This window comes from Pelagibius sp. Alg239-R121 (assembly GCF_947331435.1).
In the GTDB taxonomy this organism is placed as follows: domain Bacteria; phylum Pseudomonadota; class Alphaproteobacteria; order Kiloniellales; family Kiloniellaceae; genus Denitrobaculum.
In genome coordinates this window covers 11,871-29,119 of the sequence record NZ_CAMZOF010000003.1, presented here as the reverse complement: position 1 = coordinate 29,119, position 17,249 = coordinate 11,871, and the positions used below count along the sequence as shown (strand labels likewise).

Sequence of the window (17,249 nt, the reverse complement as noted above, 5' to 3'; positions counted from 1 at the left end):
GTTGTTTTACGCGATTAATTAACTATCATTGAGAAGGTTAACAGAGTGTTAAAGTCGCTGGCGCTCAGCATCCAGTTTTGTCGGAAATGTTTCATTATCTTGTTTTTTATCAATAACTTTTAAGAAATATCAATCACAACTTAACGGAGAATTACTTGATATCTTAGATTGATTTTTTCTTTTTCGGGAATTAAGTAAGTAAAAATCTATAATTGAGAGCAGAGTTTATTTATAGTTGTATTTTCGATAGAGCGAATGCACCGGCACCCAACTTACGGGAGTCAATCGGAGGGCCTGAAACGCGGGCACTTAACTCATCAAAGATCCAAGATGACTTCGCTTCCAGCCGTCCGGGCACGGGAGCAGCAGGTCATCATTTTTTCCGCGCGCTCCTTTTTTCCCAGGACAAAATCGCGATGTTCAACTTCGCCCGAAATATAGCGCGCGGCACAGACTCCGCAGATGCCTTCCGAGCACTTCACGTCGACATGAATGCCTGCCTCTCCGAGGACATCCGTAATGGTTTTCTCCGCCGGCACCGCGAAACTCCGGCCGTCTTTAGCCAGCCGGATTGTGAAGTCGTGATTTTCGTACTCGGCGTCTTCAGGAACCGAAAAGTACTCACGATGAAGCGCATCCTCGGGCCAGTCGTTCCCGTCCGCCGCCGCAAAAACCGCATCCATGAAGTTTGAGGGGCCACAGGTATAGAGCTGATCACCCGTGTTGTATCCGGCCAGCAGACTGTCCAGGTCCGCGCGATTGCCCTCGGTAGAGAAGCAGAAACGGACGCGGTCTTTCCAGGGCGCTGTTTCGAGATCCTCGATGAAGCCGGCCGTTTCACGCTGATGCGCACAGTAGATCAACTCGAAAGCGGCTCCCTTTGCATGCAGTTCATGTGCCATCGCGATCAAAGGCGTCACGCCGATCCCGCCGCCGACGAGAAGGGATCTTTGCGCCTCTTCCGCCAATGGAAAGTGGTTACGCGGCGGTGAGATGAAGACCCTTCGCCCTTCCTCGAAAATCCGGTGCATGAGCTTTGAGCCACCGCGCCCATCCTCCTCCTGCAACACGCCAACCACATATTTGGAGCGATCCGCAGGATCGCCGGCGAGACTGTATTGGCGGAAATACTCGGGCGCCACGACGACGTCGATGTGCGCACCGGCCTCGAACTTCGGCAACTCCGAACCCTCGGACGCGCTAAATTCGTAGCGCGCAATGTTCTCAGCCATATCCTGCTTTTTCGACACCTTGACCGGGATGACCGGCGGCGGCCCCTCGGGCAGCTGGAATTGCGGCACCAATCCATCGGTCTCCCCCCTGGCCAACCGCGCCTGGTGCTCATCAGGGCTGAGCAGGTTCTGAAAGGCCTCCAGACCTGCTTCCCGGTCCATTGGAAAAGGCACGGGATAGGGCGGCGGCGCGAGATGCGCCGGGTAGACCGCCAGCGTTTGATCTTCGTGTTTGAGGTCCAGATCGAGGCTCAGCGCCCGGGCATTGGTTTCCTGTGCGGGGATGTAGCGCCCGTCGGGCTGCAGTTCCAGATCCCACCACCATTTCTTCACCGGGTTGATCTGACCGTTCCCGACCTTATCGTCGAGCTTCGCAAGCCATTTGGCGGCCTTGGGATAATGCATGGCCAGCCAGCGGAACGGCGTCTCCTTGAAAAGCCCCTCCAGGTTCCAGGGGCAGGTTTTCATACAGCGGCCGCACATGCTGCCCAGCAGGTTGGTAATACGGTAGCGGGCGCAACGCTCGGAATCCGACTTCCAGATTTCGTAACCGTTGAACATGACCTTGGGGCCGGCAGTGATGGCCCCGGCCGGGCACTCACGGGCGCACTTATTGCAATTCCCGCAAAAGGTCTGCATGCCGAAATTGATCGGTTTGTCATAGGTGAAAGGCATGTCGGTCGTGACCACACCCGACTTCAATCTGGGTCCCAGATAGGGATTGAGAATCACCTCGCCGATCCGGCTAACCTCTCCCAGACCCGACAGCAGCAGCAGTGGCGGCTGCAACACTTCGCCGTCCAGCACCGAGTGCACCCGCGCGCCATATCCCAACCGCCGGATCTGTTCAGCCACGATCCCGCCGATCAACGAAGAACGCAGATAGGCGCGCATGGATTGCGCCGCGGAGATCCAGTCGTCGCCGCTGGTCGCATCCATGGTCTCGTGCCCCTGGTCGATCAGGATCGAGATGGCATTCTTGTGGTAAGGCGCCAATTCGTTGCCGGCGGCATCGTGCGAGTAATAGACCCAATCCGGTGCGGGCGAGAGCCCGACCGCATCAGCGCCGAGGTAGTAAAGGGAGGCCTTGACGTTGTCGGCATTGCGTTGCGGGTCCTTCGCGCTTTCGGCGATCTCAACGGCGGGTTCTCCATCCTGCAACAGGATCAATGCGCCCAGCGCGCGGCGGGAGCAATAACCCATGGGATTTTTCAGAACGTAGTAGCCGTTCTTCGATCCCTCCTGCACCACCTTGCCCATATCGCCAAAGAGGGCGCGCGCAAACATGTCTGTGCGTTTAGGCACGCGCGGAATACGTTCGGCATCGATAAAGGTGGTGGGCTCGTCCTGCTGCTTGATCTTTTCGAAGGGCAAGGCCCCCTTGGCAAAGGGTCGGTGGTCATAGGGCGTTCGGTTGAAAGCACTCTTAAAGGTCCCTTTGCCAAGCCACCATCGCGGTCCGTGGGAACGCCAGCGGCCGGCAAGACCACGCGGCGCCAAGGGAGCGTCGGGGGCCAGTTCGAGGGTGGTACTGATTGCCGCCAGGCTATAGCGTGCCCCGACGTAGGGGTTTACCAACGTGACCGATCCTTCTTCACCGGTCCGCTTTTCCACTAAGCCGGCCGAAAGGGCGAGCTTGCCCAAATCCACGTCCGAGGAACTGGCTGTATGCGCCCGCGCCTCAAACCCCAGAATACGGAGATAGTTCGCGAGAACCACGGCTGTCTCGGCCGCCCGCACGGCAGAGCGTTGTGCCAAGGTTCCGGTAATCCAGTCCGATCCTGCTTCCTGTGGATCGGGATCTCGCGGATGCTCGACCAGATAGACAATCGCATAGCTGTGATGGTCAATCGGTGCAGGTACCGCCTTGGCGGATTCCTTCACGTCGGCCATCACCACGTCAATGCCGGAGGCTAAGGTCTTGGGCTGGCTGCCCTCCAGCTGAGCAACCAGTTGATCCAGAACCGGATTGCGAAAAGGCTGCGCGAGGAACGCCGCCGCGGGGAGTTTGCAGATGCCGGCCTGGGTCGCATCGAAATAATAACCGGCCGCCTTGAGATGATCGCTGCGCGCCTCCGGCTCGCTCGGAATCTCGGAGCGGTTCACTGCAATCGATCCGTCCCGTATGGCATCGAGCATCCCGATAAAGAGGGCCATGGGGTTGGACAGACTCTCAGGGTTATCGGCATCGAGAAACGCGAGCTGCTGCATAACCGGGACATCGGCAAGGTCCGGCATTTCCGACTGCCGTTTCAGGCGCTCCAAGGGATAAGGTCCCAGATGGACCGGCCTGTTCTTGTAGGAAAACAACCGCATGCTTTTCATCCCTTCGTGTCACCTGCCCGCGTTCCAGAGTCTGAGGCAGATCGTTTTTCACTGTTTTGGTAAAAACCGTGAATCCGACTCTAGATTCCGGGAAGCGCGCCCTCTTCACCGGAAAGCAGTTTATCGATCAGGCGATGGAGAATTTCGACTTCCCGGCAATTCAGTTTGCCGCCGAAATGGTTGGTCGTCCCCTGGGATTGCGGCAAGGCACCATCGAGGCAACGCCGCCCCTTCCTGGTCAGACTTACGCGCGTTGACCGTCCATCGCTGTCATCCCGCGCACGCCGCACCAGGTCCTTGGCTTCCATTTCGCGCAGGACCCGTGAAAGGGCCGTCCGGTCGACGCCAATGTGCTCGGCGATATCGGACGGCCGCTCGATGTTTTCCAACCCCACAGTGGGCAGAACACACCACATCAGACGGGTGATGCCCAAACCGGCAAGCCGACGCTCGAAGTCGCGTTCCATCACACGGGCGAGGCGCGACACCCGGTAACCCAATCCATCTCGCAGTTTGTAAGAGAGCGCTTTTTGGTCCATTGGCCTGCTTTAACCTCAACTCCGTGACGTGGAAGCTGATTCACGTCTTCCCCGCACAACGTGTAAAGCCGCCAGGCATTATCAGTTTCCGCAAGATAGTTGACATTGTCAATTACCTTATGACAGCCGCTTCCGGCCAGCGGTTCGTGCATCGCCAATCTATTGTTCTCCGGTGGCTTATCCCCTGCCGCTTGATTCAACGCTTATTGAGATCGAAACTCCCTGGCTTCATTGCCCGGAACGGGGAAAGGCCAAACCGATGGAAAAGGACGCAGAGCTGCCGTGGTCACTCTCCTGATCGATGAAATCCCTTCGCCTATCGGCCGTGTCGTCCTGGTGGCCCGGGACGGCAAGCCTGAAACAGGTCCGGCGCACGGCCTCTGCGCGGTCGAATTCGACGACTGCGCCGACCGCCTGCTCAAGAACCTAAAGGCCCGGTTTGCGCAATACGACGTGCGTCTCACCAAGATCCCCGGCGGCTACCACAAACAACTGGAGGCTTACTTCGACGGCGACTTGGCCGCGATCGACAGTCTTCCAATCGACAGTGGCGGCACCAGCTTTCAACAGCAGGTCTGGCAGCGGCTGCGTACGATTCCGGCCGGCCAGACCTGGCAATACGGCGAAATGGCGAAGAAACTCAAGCGCCCCGACGCACCGCGCGCGGTCGGTGCTGCCAATGGCCGGAATCCCTTATCGATCGTGGTCCCCTGTCATCGTCTTATCGGCAGTACCGGTAAGCTGACGGGCTATGCCGGCGGGCTGAAACGCAAGCGCTGGCTGCTGGAACACGAAGGCGCACTGTCGTAAGCAACGCGTTGCCTGAACGGTCAATCTCCTCTTAAACTCACAGATTGCGCCCCGCGTTTTTTCCTGAAGCAATGAAAAGCGCACGGGCTCTGATACAAGGTGTCGAAATTAAGGAGTGACCGTCATGCCGAAGCAGCCGGAGGGGAAACTTGCCGCCGTCAGCGGTGCGCGTACGGACATAAATCCTCAGGAACACTACGACGCCTGGTCTGCGGATTACGACGCCGATCTGATTCACACCTACGGTTACGTCGCCCCCCGGATCGCGGTTGAAGCCTTTCTCACTGCCGCCCCGGACCGGCAGGCGACGATCATCGACCTTGGATGCGGCACCGGACTGGTCGGTCGAAAGCTGGCATCGAACGGCTATACGAGGATCGACGGCCTCGACATCTCGCCGGGCATGCTGTCCCAGGCGCGGCGTCTCGGCATCTACCGGCAGCTTTTGCCCGGCAATCTGACCAAACGGACCAGCATTCCGGATGCCAGTTACGACGCCCTGATCTGTGTCGGCGCTTTCGGCGGTGGGCACGTCGGCCCCGATAACCTGCGCGAACTGATCCGAGTGGTCAAACCGGGCGCGCCGATGGTCATCTATATGAACGCCCTGCCCTACGAAGAACGGGATTACCCAAGAAGATTCCGCGATCTGCAGTCTGCGGGTTTTTGGGAAGTCGAGAAGATCGAAAGCTCCAATTACATGGATGCCCTCGAGCGCCCCGGCCGCCTGATCATCGCCAAACGGACCGGCAGCCGGCCGATTGTGGTCTGACGGCAAAGAACCGGAACCCGGCCCGACAGCCGCCGGCAGCGGTGAATTCGGGTTTAGGCAGCCAGGCCCTTCACCACGCCGGTCTGCAGGACAGCCTCGTCATAGGCTTTGCGCAGAAAGACCTCCCGCACCATCGGCTCAAAGAACGCAAGCGGCTCACTCTCATAGGCCGGATCGAAAGAGGACTGGTCCCAGCGCTCGCAGAAATCGACGCAGGTCTGGTAGTAGGGATTATCGCGGTATTTTTCGCGCTCGTACTGGTCCCAGCCGTAGTGATGCGCGTAGTAGACCATTTGAAAGGCACCGTGGCGTTCGACCACCCAGGTGACTTCGTCGCGCACGAAGGGGCGCAGAATCTCAGCGGCAAACCGATCGTGGTTTTGCGGCGCCAGACCGTCACCGATATCGTGCAGCAGGGTCGCAACCACCCAATCCAGGCCAGCCCCCTCGCGGTGGGCCCGCGTCGCCGACTGAAGCGCATGCTCCAGGCGGGTGATCTGATAGCCCGGGATGGTCTCTTCAGCCTGCAGCCGCATCTCGCGCAGCAGCCGTTCCGCCGTATCCGTGTGATGCGCGGCCTCGTATCGCTGCAAAAGCAGATACTCTTCCCTGGTCCCGTCCTTCATCTGGGTGAAGGAAACCGTCCGGTCCTCCGTGTCACCGGGTTCGACGGAATCTTGCGCTGCAATGGCCTCAGTCATTTCGATCTCCTGCAAGGCGGTCGCGTCTGCCAAGGCGGTCGCGTCTGCCAAGACGCTCGGGTTAGGTCGCATAGAGTCCGACCGGCTGCGCCGCCCCTGCCGACAGAGCCTCGGTCTGATCGGCAAGAATGGTTTCATAACGTGCCAGAGCCGCCGGCTCAAAGTTCCCGCCTGGGGGCGCGACGTTGATCCAGTTCCGGTCCCGGTCCATTCCACGCGCCAGCATGGCGTAGTCGCGCTTGCCGACAATCTGGCGGACGGCGGGGGTGACGTAACGGATCGCAACGCCGATCCTCCGGTCGTCCGAATGGTTCGGGCCGGACGCGTGGAACATGCGGCCATGATGAAGCGACATCTGTCCCGGTTCAAGAACCACGTCCGTGGCGTCCGCTTCGTCAACCGCCACCGCAAGCTCCTGTCCGCGCGACAGCAGATTGTCGGCGTTGAAGGTGTCTTTGTGCGGCTGGATGTGTTTCCTGTGCGACCCGGCGACAAACCGCATGCACCCGGATTTTGGGGTCGCCGGCGACAAGGCGAGCCAGGCGGTCATCTCCCCGTCCGTCTCGCCCAGGCCCCAGTAGGTCAGGTCCTGATGCCAGGAGACGATCTTGGGCGTGCCCGCTTCCTTGATGAAGAATTCGCAGCTCCAGACCAGTAAATCCGGCCCCAGGATCGAACCCACGATATCGAGGATCTTGGGTGTCAGGGCAAGTTCCACCGCCAGCGGCAGCACATAGTGCGCATTGACCCTGAAGTACTGGCCCAGCGGACGGGGCAAGGCGGGATCGTCCCTGGCCTCCAGAGCCTCGATGGCGGCGCGGTGCCGGGCCGTTTCTGCGGCGTCGAAGACATTCAGCGGAAACAGAAAACCGTCACGCTGATAGCGGTCGACGGCGGCAGGAGCAAGAGATCCGGCAAGAGATGAGGCAGGAGTTGGGGCCATGGTGTTTGCTCCGCGCGTTGTGCGTTCGCTTCATTTGCTTCAAAAGCCCACGCGGCGAAAAGCTTTGTTTCTTGCCTCTATGATTAAGCTCAACTTATCCTTACTCCATGAGCTTTACCCGCATCCCTTCGCTCAACTGGCTCCGGGTGTTCGAATCCGCGGCGCGCACCGAGAGTTTTGCCCGGGCGGCGGAGCTGCTGAACATGAGCCCGCCGGCGGTCAGCCAGCAGATCAAGGCGCTTGAGAGTTATCTGGGAAAGCCCCTGTTCGAACGCGGCCCGCGCTCGGTGACCCTGACCGATGCGGGCAAGGCCTTCCTGCCGGTTGTCCAGCAGTCTTTCCAATCAGTGGAAACCACGGCGGCGGCCCTCTTCGGAAGCCGCGCACGCGAACCCCTGACGGTGCAGGCAAGCCTGATGTTCGCCTGTTCCTGGCTGGCCCCGCGCCTGTCCGCATTTCGTGCGGCCAACCCGGATGTCCAGCTTCACCTCATGACCGGCAACTACAATGAGGACTTCCGGCGTCCGGGGGCGGACCTGCGGATTGTGTTCGGATCCGGGCCCGATCTGAATGAAGAAGGAGAGCTGCTGTTCGGAGAAACTCTTTATCCGGTCGCCATACCCAAGCTCGCTGAGGTCATCACGTCGGCAGACGACCTGCTCGACCATCGCCTGATTGAAATCGCAAGCCACCGGACCGGCTGGTTTCAGCTCCTCCAGAGCCTTGACCAGGAGGACGCCGCTCCACCTAGCGATGACGAAGAAAACGGGGTCATGCCGGAAGAGCCGGTTTCTTCCCAGCATTCAACTGCCCAGCACCCAAGAAACGGGCAAAAAACAGCCAGACTCAAAACCGCAGACATCAGCTTCGCCGACACCACACAGCTTGCACTGGCGCTGGCGGCGGAAGGATACGGCATCGCCCTTGCCCGCGCCCCCGCGACGGACCGGCTGGTCCGGACCTTTGGACTGGTTCCTTGCGCTCTGCCGCCGTCCGCAGAGAGCGGTGCCCGGTCAAGCCGGGACTCCCAGCGCTTCTCAGTTCAGGGCACCCAATCCTATTATCTCACCTACCCTTCGGCGAGCGCCCTGCGACCAGCCGCCGAACTCTTTCGCGACTGGCTGAGATCCGAAGTCGAGCCCCTGCAAAGCAGATAAGACCAGCAGGCTCAAGATCGACATTAACACAAGAAATAAAATTCTGAATTCTGCATTCTAAATACAGAATCTGAATATGCGTTCAACATTTGAGGGGGCACAACGGGTATCTGGAAACGGATAATATACTGCTTTATCAAGGACTAACCGGAAAGCGAACGGCCTTCAGCGCTCACCGAGCCCATATGCTCGGCTTTTTGGTTCAAGGTATCTTGCAGGCGCCTCTTCCCTCCAACGGCTCCGAGTCAGCCGAACACACACCTGCCTCCGTAGGCCTCGCTCCCCTCCCAGCGCTCACTGGGATTGGTGCATGGACTGTCCGATCGATTATGACGCCGGCCCGGTATCTAAGTTTCCGGAAGTTCATGCCCTTCAGATATCACGATGCTTACCGTCACACGTTCGAGAAAGCCCGCTACCGCGTGACAAATTGGCAGGATTGCGAACGTGGACCGGTTCAGCGCGGCGACATTCTTTTCCGGATCGAGGAATCAGCTCTTGGAGCCTGGCCGGCGCCTCTTCGCAAGATACCAGGCGAACAGGCTGTCATTTTCAAGCTGGCGATCGAGACAACACTCATGTTGGCTCTGTCTCTCCGCAGCCGCTCCGGCCGCCGGGCACGCCGCACGGCGGCAGTGAGCGAGAAAGTCATGCGGCGGAGATTACCAGCCTTGGCGGTATCGCCTGGCGGAAGCGCCATGATTACGGCCTACGCTCATTGGGCGTGGGCGTAGGCATGACCGTGATCGGGTGGCTCAGGAGCCTCGGCGACGATGACCTCCGCGCCCGCAGTTTCAGGCCGCAGCAGAAAGAAGCCGCTATAGATGTTGCCGTCGCGAACAGGATGATCCGAACGGCCAAATCCAGTACTTTCCGAGGATCGTGAAGGGCAGCCGGTAGGGCAGAGTCCCTTCAACTCGCTCTGGGCACCGGACCCCATTGCCGCGTTCGGGTGCTGCCGCATTTGGCGTTGGCGCGTTTAGGCGCTGCCTGGCCCGGACTGTATCTGGTCCAAATTGTACCTGGCCCGGACTGTACCCGGTCTGGTCATCGCCCGGTTCGTTCAATGCCGAGTCGCCGCGCTCCACGCTTTTCTTTTTCCGCTTACAGAGCCCGCCACAACAGGGGTCGGTTCCGGTAGGCGGGCAGAAGACTACGCTAAGGAAAGCGGCCATTCGTTCACGGTGCGAGGAATAGCCGGAGCGAGCCAGAGTGACCGATGCTGCGGGTTGCTCCAATGGGCGGGATACGCGTGAAGCTGACGTTTCTGGACAGAGGACGACGGAACAAAATGGTCTGCCAAACCGACGCGACCGAAGCTCAAATCGTAAGCGCCTCAGACACACACACAGAGAAATGGCGGCAGCTAGAGCATATTCCGATCATATAGAATCATTTGATGGGTTCTATTCCGCTCTGACTGTGTTGCAGTTCTTATCCGATGCGCGGTGGATCTACGGGCATCGCATCGCGAACCGCGTCTTGTCAGAACCGAAAACCTTCCCGGTCAAATGATTCCATATGATTGGAACATGCTCTAGGCAGGCGCCAACAATCTGTTTTGACCAATACGCCTAATTCACAATGATTTCAGGCCCCATCACCGCATTTGGCAGCACAGTCGAGATCCACGGCACGTAGGTCACGATGATCAGGAAGACGAAAAGCACGGCCAGGAACGGCAATGCGGCCCTGACGACGCTCATCATCGACATACCCGCGACGCCAGATGTCACGAACAGGTTCAGGCCCACCGGAGGAGTGATCATCCCGATCTCCATATTGACGACCATAATGATGCCCAGATGGATCGGGTCGATGCCCAGCTCTATGGCGATCGGAAAGACCAGTGGCGCGACGATCACGAGCAATCCCGACGGTTCCATGAACTGACCGCCAATCAGCAGGATCACGTTCACAACGATCAGGAACATGACCGGCCCGAATCCGGCAGAAAGCATAGCATTGGCGACTTGTTGGGGCACCTGCTCTTCGGTCAGGACGTGTTTCAGGATCAGCGCCGTGGCGATGACGAAAAGAAGCGTCACGGTCAGTTTGCCGGCTTCGAAAAGCGTCTGCTGAGTGTCGCGATGGAAAAAGGCCGAGACAAGCGCCCAGGGTTTTTGACTAAGACGCAATTTATCGCCCGCAGACGCGCCTTCGACCAATGCAGCAGCCGAAAGGCTTTTGGCCCGCGGTTCGGTGAGTGGCCCCATGTCTTTGTAAACAAATGTCGCGATGAAGAACGCGTAGACGGCTGCGACTGCGGCGGCTTCGGTGGGTGTGAAAATACCGGCATAGATGCCGCCGAGGATGATCACGATCAGGAACAGGCCCCAGCCCGCCTCGCGGCCCGAAGTAGCAACTTCGCCCCAGCCCTGCCATTCGCCTTTGGGCAGGTCTTTGATCTTTGCCATGACGTAAATCGTCACCATCAGCATGAAACCGGCCAGAAGACCGGGGATCACGCCAGCAAGGAACATTCGGCCCACAGAAACTTCGACCGAGGCGGCGTAGACGACCATCACGATGGATGGAGGGATGAGAATGCCCAACGTGCCTGCGTTACAGATAACGCCGGCGGCGAATTCTTTGGTGTATCCGACTTGCCGCATGCCGGCGATCACGATCGAGCCGATCGCCACAACAGTTGCGGGCGACGACCCTGAAAGGGCCGCGAACATCATACAGGCGAAGACACCCGCAATGGCCAGACCGCCCGGAAAATGCCCGACGCAGGCAATCGAAAACCGGATGATCCGCCGCGCCACGCCGCCGGTTGTCATGAAGCTGGATGCAAGAATGAAAAACGGGATGGCCAGAAGCGTGAAATGACCCTCAAACGCGGAGAAAAGCGTCTGCGCCACTGAGGCGAGCGAACTGTCGGAGAACCACAGCAGAAACAGAACAGACGAAAGGCCAAGCGACACGGCAATCGGCACACCAATCAGCAGAAAGCCGATCACCATCGAGAACAGAAGGACGACTTCCATTATGACGCCCTCCCTTGCTGCGCTTCGATTTCTGCAAGCTCGTCTTCGACCTCGTGGCTGGCAACTAGCCGGTCAAGTTCGCCGGTCCAGATCCGCACCGCTACCTGAATGAAGCGGAACAGCATCAGCGCCATCGCGACCGGAATGACCGAATAGGGGATCAGGCGCGGGATGTTTTCGTATCGCTCGCCTTCGTTGAAGACATCCGCCATCCACTGCAGAGCTTCCGGCATGAAGACGCTTTCGACTTCATACCATCCCTTGCCGCGAAACTTTTCTTCGAATCCGAGCGGGAACCAGCGGCCATCAGTGCCGGGAAGGTTGGCGAAGTTCGCCCAGTAATCCCAGGCGCCCTTCAGCATGAGAAACGTAAATACAAGGCAAAGCGCGACGGCAACCAGTGCCATTAGCCGCCGGGGCCCCTCGTTCAGCATATTCACAATGATATCGACGCCCAGATGCGCGCCTTTCTTGACTGCGTAGGACGCACCAAGAAGCACCAGCCAACCGAACATGAAGACGGTCAGCTCGAGCGCCCAAAGAATGTTTGAATTGAACGCATAGCGCGCCACGACGTTGGCGAAGGTGATCACTGTCATAGCCCCAAGAATGCCCGCCATCAGGGTTTCTTCGATGCGATCGGCGAACGATCTTGAATAGTCCATCGCGAGTCCTTCCAATGTATTGGGGAGCGGTCTATCCGCCCCCCTGAGGCTCCCGGGTTAGCTTCCGGCGCTGAAGGATTGCGCGGCGTCGATCATATCCTGGCCGACGTCATCGGCGAATTGATCCCATACCTGCTTCATGGCGTCGACCCAGGCCTGGCGTTCTTCAGGCGTGAGCGTGCGTACCTCGCCGCCAGCGTCGATGATGGCCTGCTTGTTGGCCTGGTTGACGGCGAACGACTCGGCATTCCGAAGCTCGGTGACCTCGCTCAAGATCGTCAGAAACTGGTCGCGGACATCCGCATCCAGGCTGTCGAGCCAATCGGCATTGGTCACGACCAGATAGTCGATGACCCCGTGGTTGGTCTCGGTGATGCCGTCCTGCACTTCGAAGAATTTCTTACCATAGATGTTAGACCAGACGTTCTCTTGCCCGTCGACTACGCCCTGCTGCAGCGCACCATAGACTTCCGAAAAGGCCATCTTCTGCGGCGTGCCTCCGATGGCCTCCATCTGCGCCACCAGCACGTCGGACGACATAACGCGGAATTTCAACCCTTCAGCGTCCGCTGGTGACATCAACGGCACATTGGCAGACATTTGTTTCATGCCGTTGTGCCAGAAGGTTAGACCCTGAAGGCCGCGGCGCTGCATGCTGTCAAGAAGAGCCTGACCGGCGTCAGAAGCCTGGAATGCGTCAACTGCTTTGATGTCTTCGAACATGAACGGCAGATCGAAGATCCGGAACTGTTTGGTGAATTTTTCGAATTTCGAGAGCGACGGCGCGGCCAATTGAACGTCGCCCTGGAGCAGCGCCTCAAGCACCTTGTTGTCATCATAGAGGGTCGAATTCGGGAACACCTCCATGCAGGCCTTGCCGTTCATCTCTTTGTTCACACGCTCCGAAAGCAGAGTCGCCGCGATGCCTTTGGGATGCCTGTCAGTGTTGGTGACATGGCTGAACTTGATGGCGACTTCGCCCTCGTCGCAGGCCGCCAACGCGGATGTCGCGCTGAACGACAATGTCAGGGACAGTGCCGTGGTTAGCAGAAACTTCATGGTATCCTCCTTTGATACGCTTCGCCGCGCCTCCAGATTTCTTCTGGAGCGGCTCGTGTCGCCAAAGACTACCGGGATTTGCCGTGAGAATTAGTCCGCAATACTGATCAGTTTTTACGATTAAATATTCCAGTTTAATCTGGGATAATGGATAGTGTTTTTCCCCGGGGAGTTTGAAATGTTCCACGAATTCGTGGACGAGCGTATCGAAGGAGACGGTGCGACTTTGTTCGTCCGTCGCGCTGGACCTCAAGGTGCGCCGCCACTTGTACTTCTTCATGGTTATCCGCAGACTTCTGCCATGTGGCACGGTGTGGCGCCAATTCTGGCACGCTCGTATCAGGTCGTCTGCCCGGATTTGCGCGGCTATGGCGGGTCTGAAAAGCCGGTCTCCGACCCTTCGCACTTTCCCTACTCCAAGCGTGCCATGGCCCAGGATATAGTCGCCGTTATGCAGCGTTTGGGGCATGAAAGGTTCCTTGTTGGCGCCCACGATCGAGGCGCACGGGTGGCGCATCGGCTCGGCCTCGACCATCCCGATTACGTGGAAGCCATGGTTCTGCTCGATATCGCGCCGACCCGAGAGATGTATGCCGGCACCAGCGCCGAATTCGCGCGCGCCTATTGGCACTGGTTCTTCCTGGCTCAACCACAGCCGCTGCCCGAACAAATTATCTCTGCAGATCCCGAAGGGTTCTGGAAGTTAAAGTGTTTCAATCAGGCACGCGGCGGAAACCCGTTTTCTACCGAGGCTTTGGCGGAGTATCTGGCTGCCTTTAAGCGGCCGGACGCAATTCACTCAAGCTGTGAAGATTACCGCGCAGCCGCGAGCATTGACATCGAGCATGACGACGCGGACCAGGGAAAAAAGCTTGTAATGCCCGTACTGGCGCTCTGGGCGAAGCGCGGCGTGATCGAGACCTGTTTCAACGCCCTTGGCCTCTGGCGTCAGCGGGCTGAAAGGGTTGAGGGCGAAGCGCTCAACGCCACACATTACATGGCCGAAGAAATCCCGGACGACATCGCCGCACGCATGTCTGGTTTCTTTTCTCGCAACCCGATCCATGCGGAGGCTGCAAAATGAGCCGCACGCTGTACGACAAACTGGTCGACGCCCACAAGGTCTGCGATTTGCCTGACGGCGACATATTGGTCTACGTCGATTTCCACATCATGAACGAATACACCAGCCCTCAGGCCTTTTCGGGGCTGGACGCAAAGCGGTTGGGCGTTTGGCGACCTGAGGCGCATCTGGCAGTGGTTGACCATGTGAACGCTACCCGAAGCAGAGAGCCGCATGATGCTGCGTCTAAACTGCTGATCGACAATTTAGAGGCAAACTGCACCAAACACGGTATCGCCTTTTACGGTCTTGGCGACCGGCGACAGGGCATCGAGCACGTCGTGGTGCCGGAACAGGGGCTGGTTGCGCCGGGCATGCTGATCGCTTGCGGCGACAGCCATACCACCACCTATGGGGCCTTTGGCGCATTGGGCTTTGGTATCGGCACCTCGGAAGTGGAACATGTGCTGGCAACCCAGACGCTGCGCTACAAACGCATGAAAACCATGCGCGTCACCGTCGAGGGAGACACTGCTCCCGGCGTGACGGCAAAGGACATCATCATGAAGGTTGTGCAAGTAGTTGGGGCAGGTGGGGCCAATGGATATGCGGTGGAGTTTGCTGGCTCGGCCATTCGCGGCCTCGATATGGCCGGGCGTATGACCGTTTGCAATATGGCGGTTGAGCTGGGTGCCCGCGCGGCTTTGATTGCAGCGGATGAAATCACCGAAGCGGCGTTGAAGGGCCACTCCCATAGCGGTCAGTTTGCATTCAAAGGTGAAAGCTGGGTCAGCGGCCCCGAAGCCGTATTTGATGAAGAGTTCACAATTTCAGGGGCCGATATCGAACCTCTGATCACTTGGGGCACCAGCCCGGATCAGTCAGTACCAATCACTGCGAATATACCGTCTGCGCTGGACTATGTCTCTCCCAAGGCCAAAGCGGCGCTGGAACGCTCATTGCAGTACATGGGGTTGACCGAGGGGCAATCGGCCCAGTCGATAAAAATCGACACGGCATTTATCGGCTCTTGTACCAACAGTCGTATCGAAGATTTACGAGAGGCAGCCAAAATACTGGAAGGTCGCCAAGTGGCCGAAGGCGTCGAAGCAATCGTTGTGCCAGGTTCTGCCATGACACGCATCAAGGCCGAAGCCGAAGGCCTTCGTGGAATTTTCGAGACCGCCGGGTTCGAATGGCGACCTGAGGCGGGCTGTTCGATGTGTCTGGCGATGAACGACGACATTGCCATGGATGGCGAGCGGATCGCCTCATCGACCAACCGAAACTTCGAAGGACGTCAGGGCCGCGGCGCACGCACCCATCTGATGTCACCAGCAATGGTGGCCGCGGCTGCCGTCGCCGGGCACCTGGCTGACGTGCGTGATTTTAAATGAAAGACACGCAGATGACGAAAACCATCAAAGGGATCGCCGCCCCATTGCCACTGGCCAATGTCGATACCGATGTGATCATGCCTAAGCGGTTTCTGATCACGATCACCCGCGAAGGGTTGGCCGACGGCACTTTTGCCGACCTGCGCTTTGACAACGCTGGTCAACAGCGCCCGGAATTCATCTTGAACAATGCGCCTTGGACGCAGGCCACGATTTTGGTTGTCGGCGACAATTTTGGGTGTGGTTCAAGCCGGGAACATGCCGTTTGGGGGATGCGCCAGCTTGGAATCAGGGCCTGCATCGGGACAGGTTTCGCCGGGATTTTTTACGACAATGCCCGCAAAAATGGTCTTGCACTGCCGGTTGTTTCCCCCGAGACACGGGACGCTCTCTTGCAATTCGCCGGCAACACCAGCGGTGCCGAGATATCGATTGACCTTGATAGCCGAACGATAACGGCAGGCGAAATTTCGGTGCCTTTCGAGATGGGCGATGCCACACGAACGTCGCTGATACGAGGTCGCGATGATACGCTTGACTCACTGGAACATGCAGGTGCGATCCGCGATTTTGAGGCCGGTTTGGAGCACAGAATGCGGGTAAGCGTCATCAAATAAACGAACAAAGGGTAACGGATTGGACATCAGACAACTGGAATGCTTCGTTGCCGTCGCGGAAGAACTGCACTTCCGAAGAGCAGGCGAACGTTTGGGGCTGAGCCAATCCGCTCTGTCTGAACGGGTCTCCGCGTTGGAACACGATCTCGGCGCCCGGCTGTTTTTCAGAACGACCCGGCAAGTCAGCCTGACCCAAGCCGGGTCGGAGTTCGTCCAGGATGCCAGAAGGATCCTTGCCGATATCGAAAGGTCGGTCTCCAGTGTTCGCCACACCGCCGAGTCTGACCTACGCCACATCCGCGTGAGCGGCGTCGACGAGGCAATTTCGATGTTGTTGCCCCGGGCTCTCCTTGCATTTCGCCAGATCGATCCGAAGGTCCATGTGCAGGTATTGGAAATCTCGTCCTCTGAACAGCATTCCCAGGAGTTGATCGGCCATCGGACAGATGTGGCCTTCGTACGGACATCTCAGGAAGACGAATTCATTACTAGCGAACTTTTGCATAGTCAGCCCATCGTGGTGGTCCTTGCCGATACCAACCCGCTTTCAGGTTCTGCGTCCCTTTCCACATCTGATATCGCCGACCAACCGATCGTTGGTTATCCCAAGCACGCGCGACCAATCCTGCACGAGGCATTGTGGAAGGGTTTCCGGCAAATCGGCGCCCAACCAAACATTGTCTGCGAGATCATCGACAAGTCCACTCTGCTGCAGTTCGTGGCCCACGGGCTCGGGATTGCGTTGGCACCGGCCTGGGTCAAGAATATCGCCCCACCTGGCGTTTCCTTCGTCCCGTTTGAACCATGCGAAAACCTAATCGAGCTGTATGTCGCGTTTCGGAAGTCGGGAAACTCTGACACCGTAAAAAGATTCGTCGACACCGTAAGAACAACCGCCGTCTAATACCAAGGAGCGTTGCTGCCTTCGTCGAACTTCTATGTTGCAAGGCGCTGGAAGCGATCGTGGATCAGGCGG

The 17,249-nt window shown here is 58.3% G+C and carries 16 protein-coding genes; 8 read left to right on the top strand and 8 right to left on the bottom strand.

The genetic code is table 11. From position 1 onward, the window contains the following. Positions 1 to 317 precede the first annotated feature (317 nt). Together QMZ18_RS10610 and QMZ18_RS10605 are read right to left on the bottom strand one after the other, a co-directional pair. Positions 318 to 3,548 carry a 2Fe-2S iron-sulfur cluster-binding protein gene (locus QMZ18_RS10610; RefSeq protein ID WP_282606270.1) on the bottom strand — a complete coding sequence of 1,077 codons (3,231 nt, stop codon included), beginning with the start codon at positions 3,546 to 3,548 and terminating at the stop codon, positions 318 to 320. Between the two features lie 89 nt (positions 3,549 to 3,637). Further along, entirely contained in the window at positions 3,638 to 4,096 is a 459-nt protein-coding gene (locus tag QMZ18_RS10605) for a MarR family winged helix-turn-helix transcriptional regulator (RefSeq protein WP_282606269.1), read from the bottom strand. A gap of 282 nt (positions 4,097 to 4,378) precedes the next feature. Between QMZ18_RS10605 and QMZ18_RS10600 the strand changes: the two genes are divergently transcribed. Continuing rightward, positions 4,379 to 4,906: a methylated-DNA--[protein]-cysteine S-methyltransferase gene (locus QMZ18_RS10600; RefSeq protein ID WP_282606268.1), complete on the top strand. Its 528-nt coding sequence runs from the start codon at positions 4,379 to 4,381 to the stop codon at positions 4,904 to 4,906. A gap of 124 nt (positions 4,907 to 5,030) precedes the next feature. Continuing rightward, the gene (locus QMZ18_RS10595; protein WP_282606267.1) at positions 5,031 to 5,678 is read left to right on the top strand and encodes a class I SAM-dependent methyltransferase; all 648 of its coding nucleotides are present in this window, start codon (positions 5,031 to 5,033) and stop codon (positions 5,676 to 5,678) included. A gap of 53 nt (positions 5,679 to 5,731) precedes the next feature. Here the strand turns inward: QMZ18_RS10595 and QMZ18_RS10590 are convergent, their stop codons facing one another. Together QMZ18_RS10590 and QMZ18_RS10585 are read right to left on the bottom strand one after the other, a co-directional pair. Further along, positions 5,732 to 6,379, bottom strand: coding sequence for an HD domain-containing protein (locus QMZ18_RS10590; protein WP_282606266.1), 648 nt, complete (start codon positions 6,377 to 6,379; stop codon positions 5,732 to 5,734). Positions 6,380 to 6,440: 61 nt separating this feature from the next. Further along, positions 6,441 to 7,322, bottom strand: a complete 882-nt coding sequence (locus tag QMZ18_RS10585; RefSeq protein ID WP_282606265.1) for a phytanoyl-CoA dioxygenase family protein — start codon at positions 7,320 to 7,322, stop codon at positions 6,441 to 6,443. A 107-nt stretch (positions 7,323 to 7,429) separates the two neighbouring features. On the opposite strand from QMZ18_RS10585, the gene QMZ18_RS10580 reads away from it, so the two are divergent. Further along, a complete protein-coding gene (locus tag QMZ18_RS10580) occupies positions 7,430 to 8,479 on the top strand; it encodes a LysR family transcriptional regulator (RefSeq protein ID WP_282606264.1) in 1,050 nt (349 codons plus the stop codon). A 365-nt stretch (positions 8,480 to 8,844) separates the two neighbouring features. After that, on the top strand, positions 8,845 to 9,213 hold the full coding sequence (locus tag QMZ18_RS10575; RefSeq protein WP_282606263.1) for a hypothetical protein: 369 nt from the start codon (positions 8,845 to 8,847) through the stop codon (positions 9,211 to 9,213). Here QMZ18_RS10575 and QMZ18_RS10570 read toward each other — a convergent pair. The 4 genes from QMZ18_RS10570 to QMZ18_RS10555 all read right to left on the bottom strand — a co-directional run bounded on the left by QMZ18_RS10570 (position 9,195) and on the right by QMZ18_RS10555 (position 13,196). After that, positions 9,195 to 9,443 carry a hypothetical protein gene (locus QMZ18_RS10570; protein WP_282606262.1) on the bottom strand — a complete coding sequence of 83 codons (249 nt, stop codon included), beginning with the start codon at positions 9,441 to 9,443 and terminating at the stop codon, positions 9,195 to 9,197. The genes QMZ18_RS10575 and QMZ18_RS10570 overlap by 19 nt on opposite strands. 610 nt (positions 9,444 to 10,053) lie before the next feature. Then, positions 10,054 to 11,472 (bottom strand): TRAP transporter large permease, encoded by a 1,419-nt coding sequence (locus tag QMZ18_RS10565; RefSeq protein WP_282606261.1) that lies wholly within the window; start codon positions 11,470 to 11,472, stop codon positions 10,054 to 10,056. Next, positions 11,472 to 12,137, bottom strand: coding sequence for a TRAP transporter small permease (locus QMZ18_RS10560; protein WP_282606260.1), 666 nt, complete (start codon positions 12,135 to 12,137; stop codon positions 11,472 to 11,474). Before QMZ18_RS10560 ends, QMZ18_RS10565 begins: the two co-directional genes overlap by 1 nt. Positions 12,138 to 12,194: 57 nt before the next feature. Further along, complete coding sequence (locus QMZ18_RS10555; RefSeq protein WP_282606259.1) at positions 12,195 to 13,196, bottom strand: TRAP transporter substrate-binding protein; 1,002 nt, start codon at positions 13,194 to 13,196, stop codon at positions 12,195 to 12,197. A 178-nt stretch (positions 13,197 to 13,374) separates the two neighbouring features. On the opposite strand from QMZ18_RS10555, the gene QMZ18_RS10550 reads away from it, so the two are divergent. The 4 genes from QMZ18_RS10550 to QMZ18_RS10535 are packed head-to-tail and all read left to right on the top strand — an operon-like array spanning position 13,375 to position 17,177. Then, positions 13,375 to 14,280: an alpha/beta fold hydrolase gene (locus QMZ18_RS10550; RefSeq protein WP_282606258.1), complete on the top strand. Its 906-nt coding sequence runs from the start codon at positions 13,375 to 13,377 to the stop codon at positions 14,278 to 14,280. Further along, entirely contained in the window at positions 14,277 to 15,656 is a 1,380-nt protein-coding gene (gene leuC, locus QMZ18_RS10545; protein WP_282606257.1) for a 3-isopropylmalate dehydratase large subunit, read from the top strand. The genes QMZ18_RS10550 and leuC overlap by 4 nt, the downstream gene beginning before the upstream one ends. Positions 15,657 to 15,667: 11 nt before the next feature. After that, positions 15,668 to 16,273 carry a 3-isopropylmalate dehydratase small subunit gene (gene leuD / locus QMZ18_RS10540; RefSeq protein WP_282606256.1) on the top strand — a complete coding sequence of 202 codons (606 nt, stop codon included), beginning with the start codon at positions 15,668 to 15,670 and terminating at the stop codon, positions 16,271 to 16,273. A 19-nt stretch (positions 16,274 to 16,292) separates the two neighbouring features. Beyond that, a complete protein-coding gene (locus tag QMZ18_RS10535; RefSeq protein WP_282606255.1) occupies positions 16,293 to 17,177 on the top strand; it encodes a LysR family transcriptional regulator in 885 nt (294 codons plus the stop codon). Positions 17,178 to 17,249 lie beyond the last annotated feature (72 nt).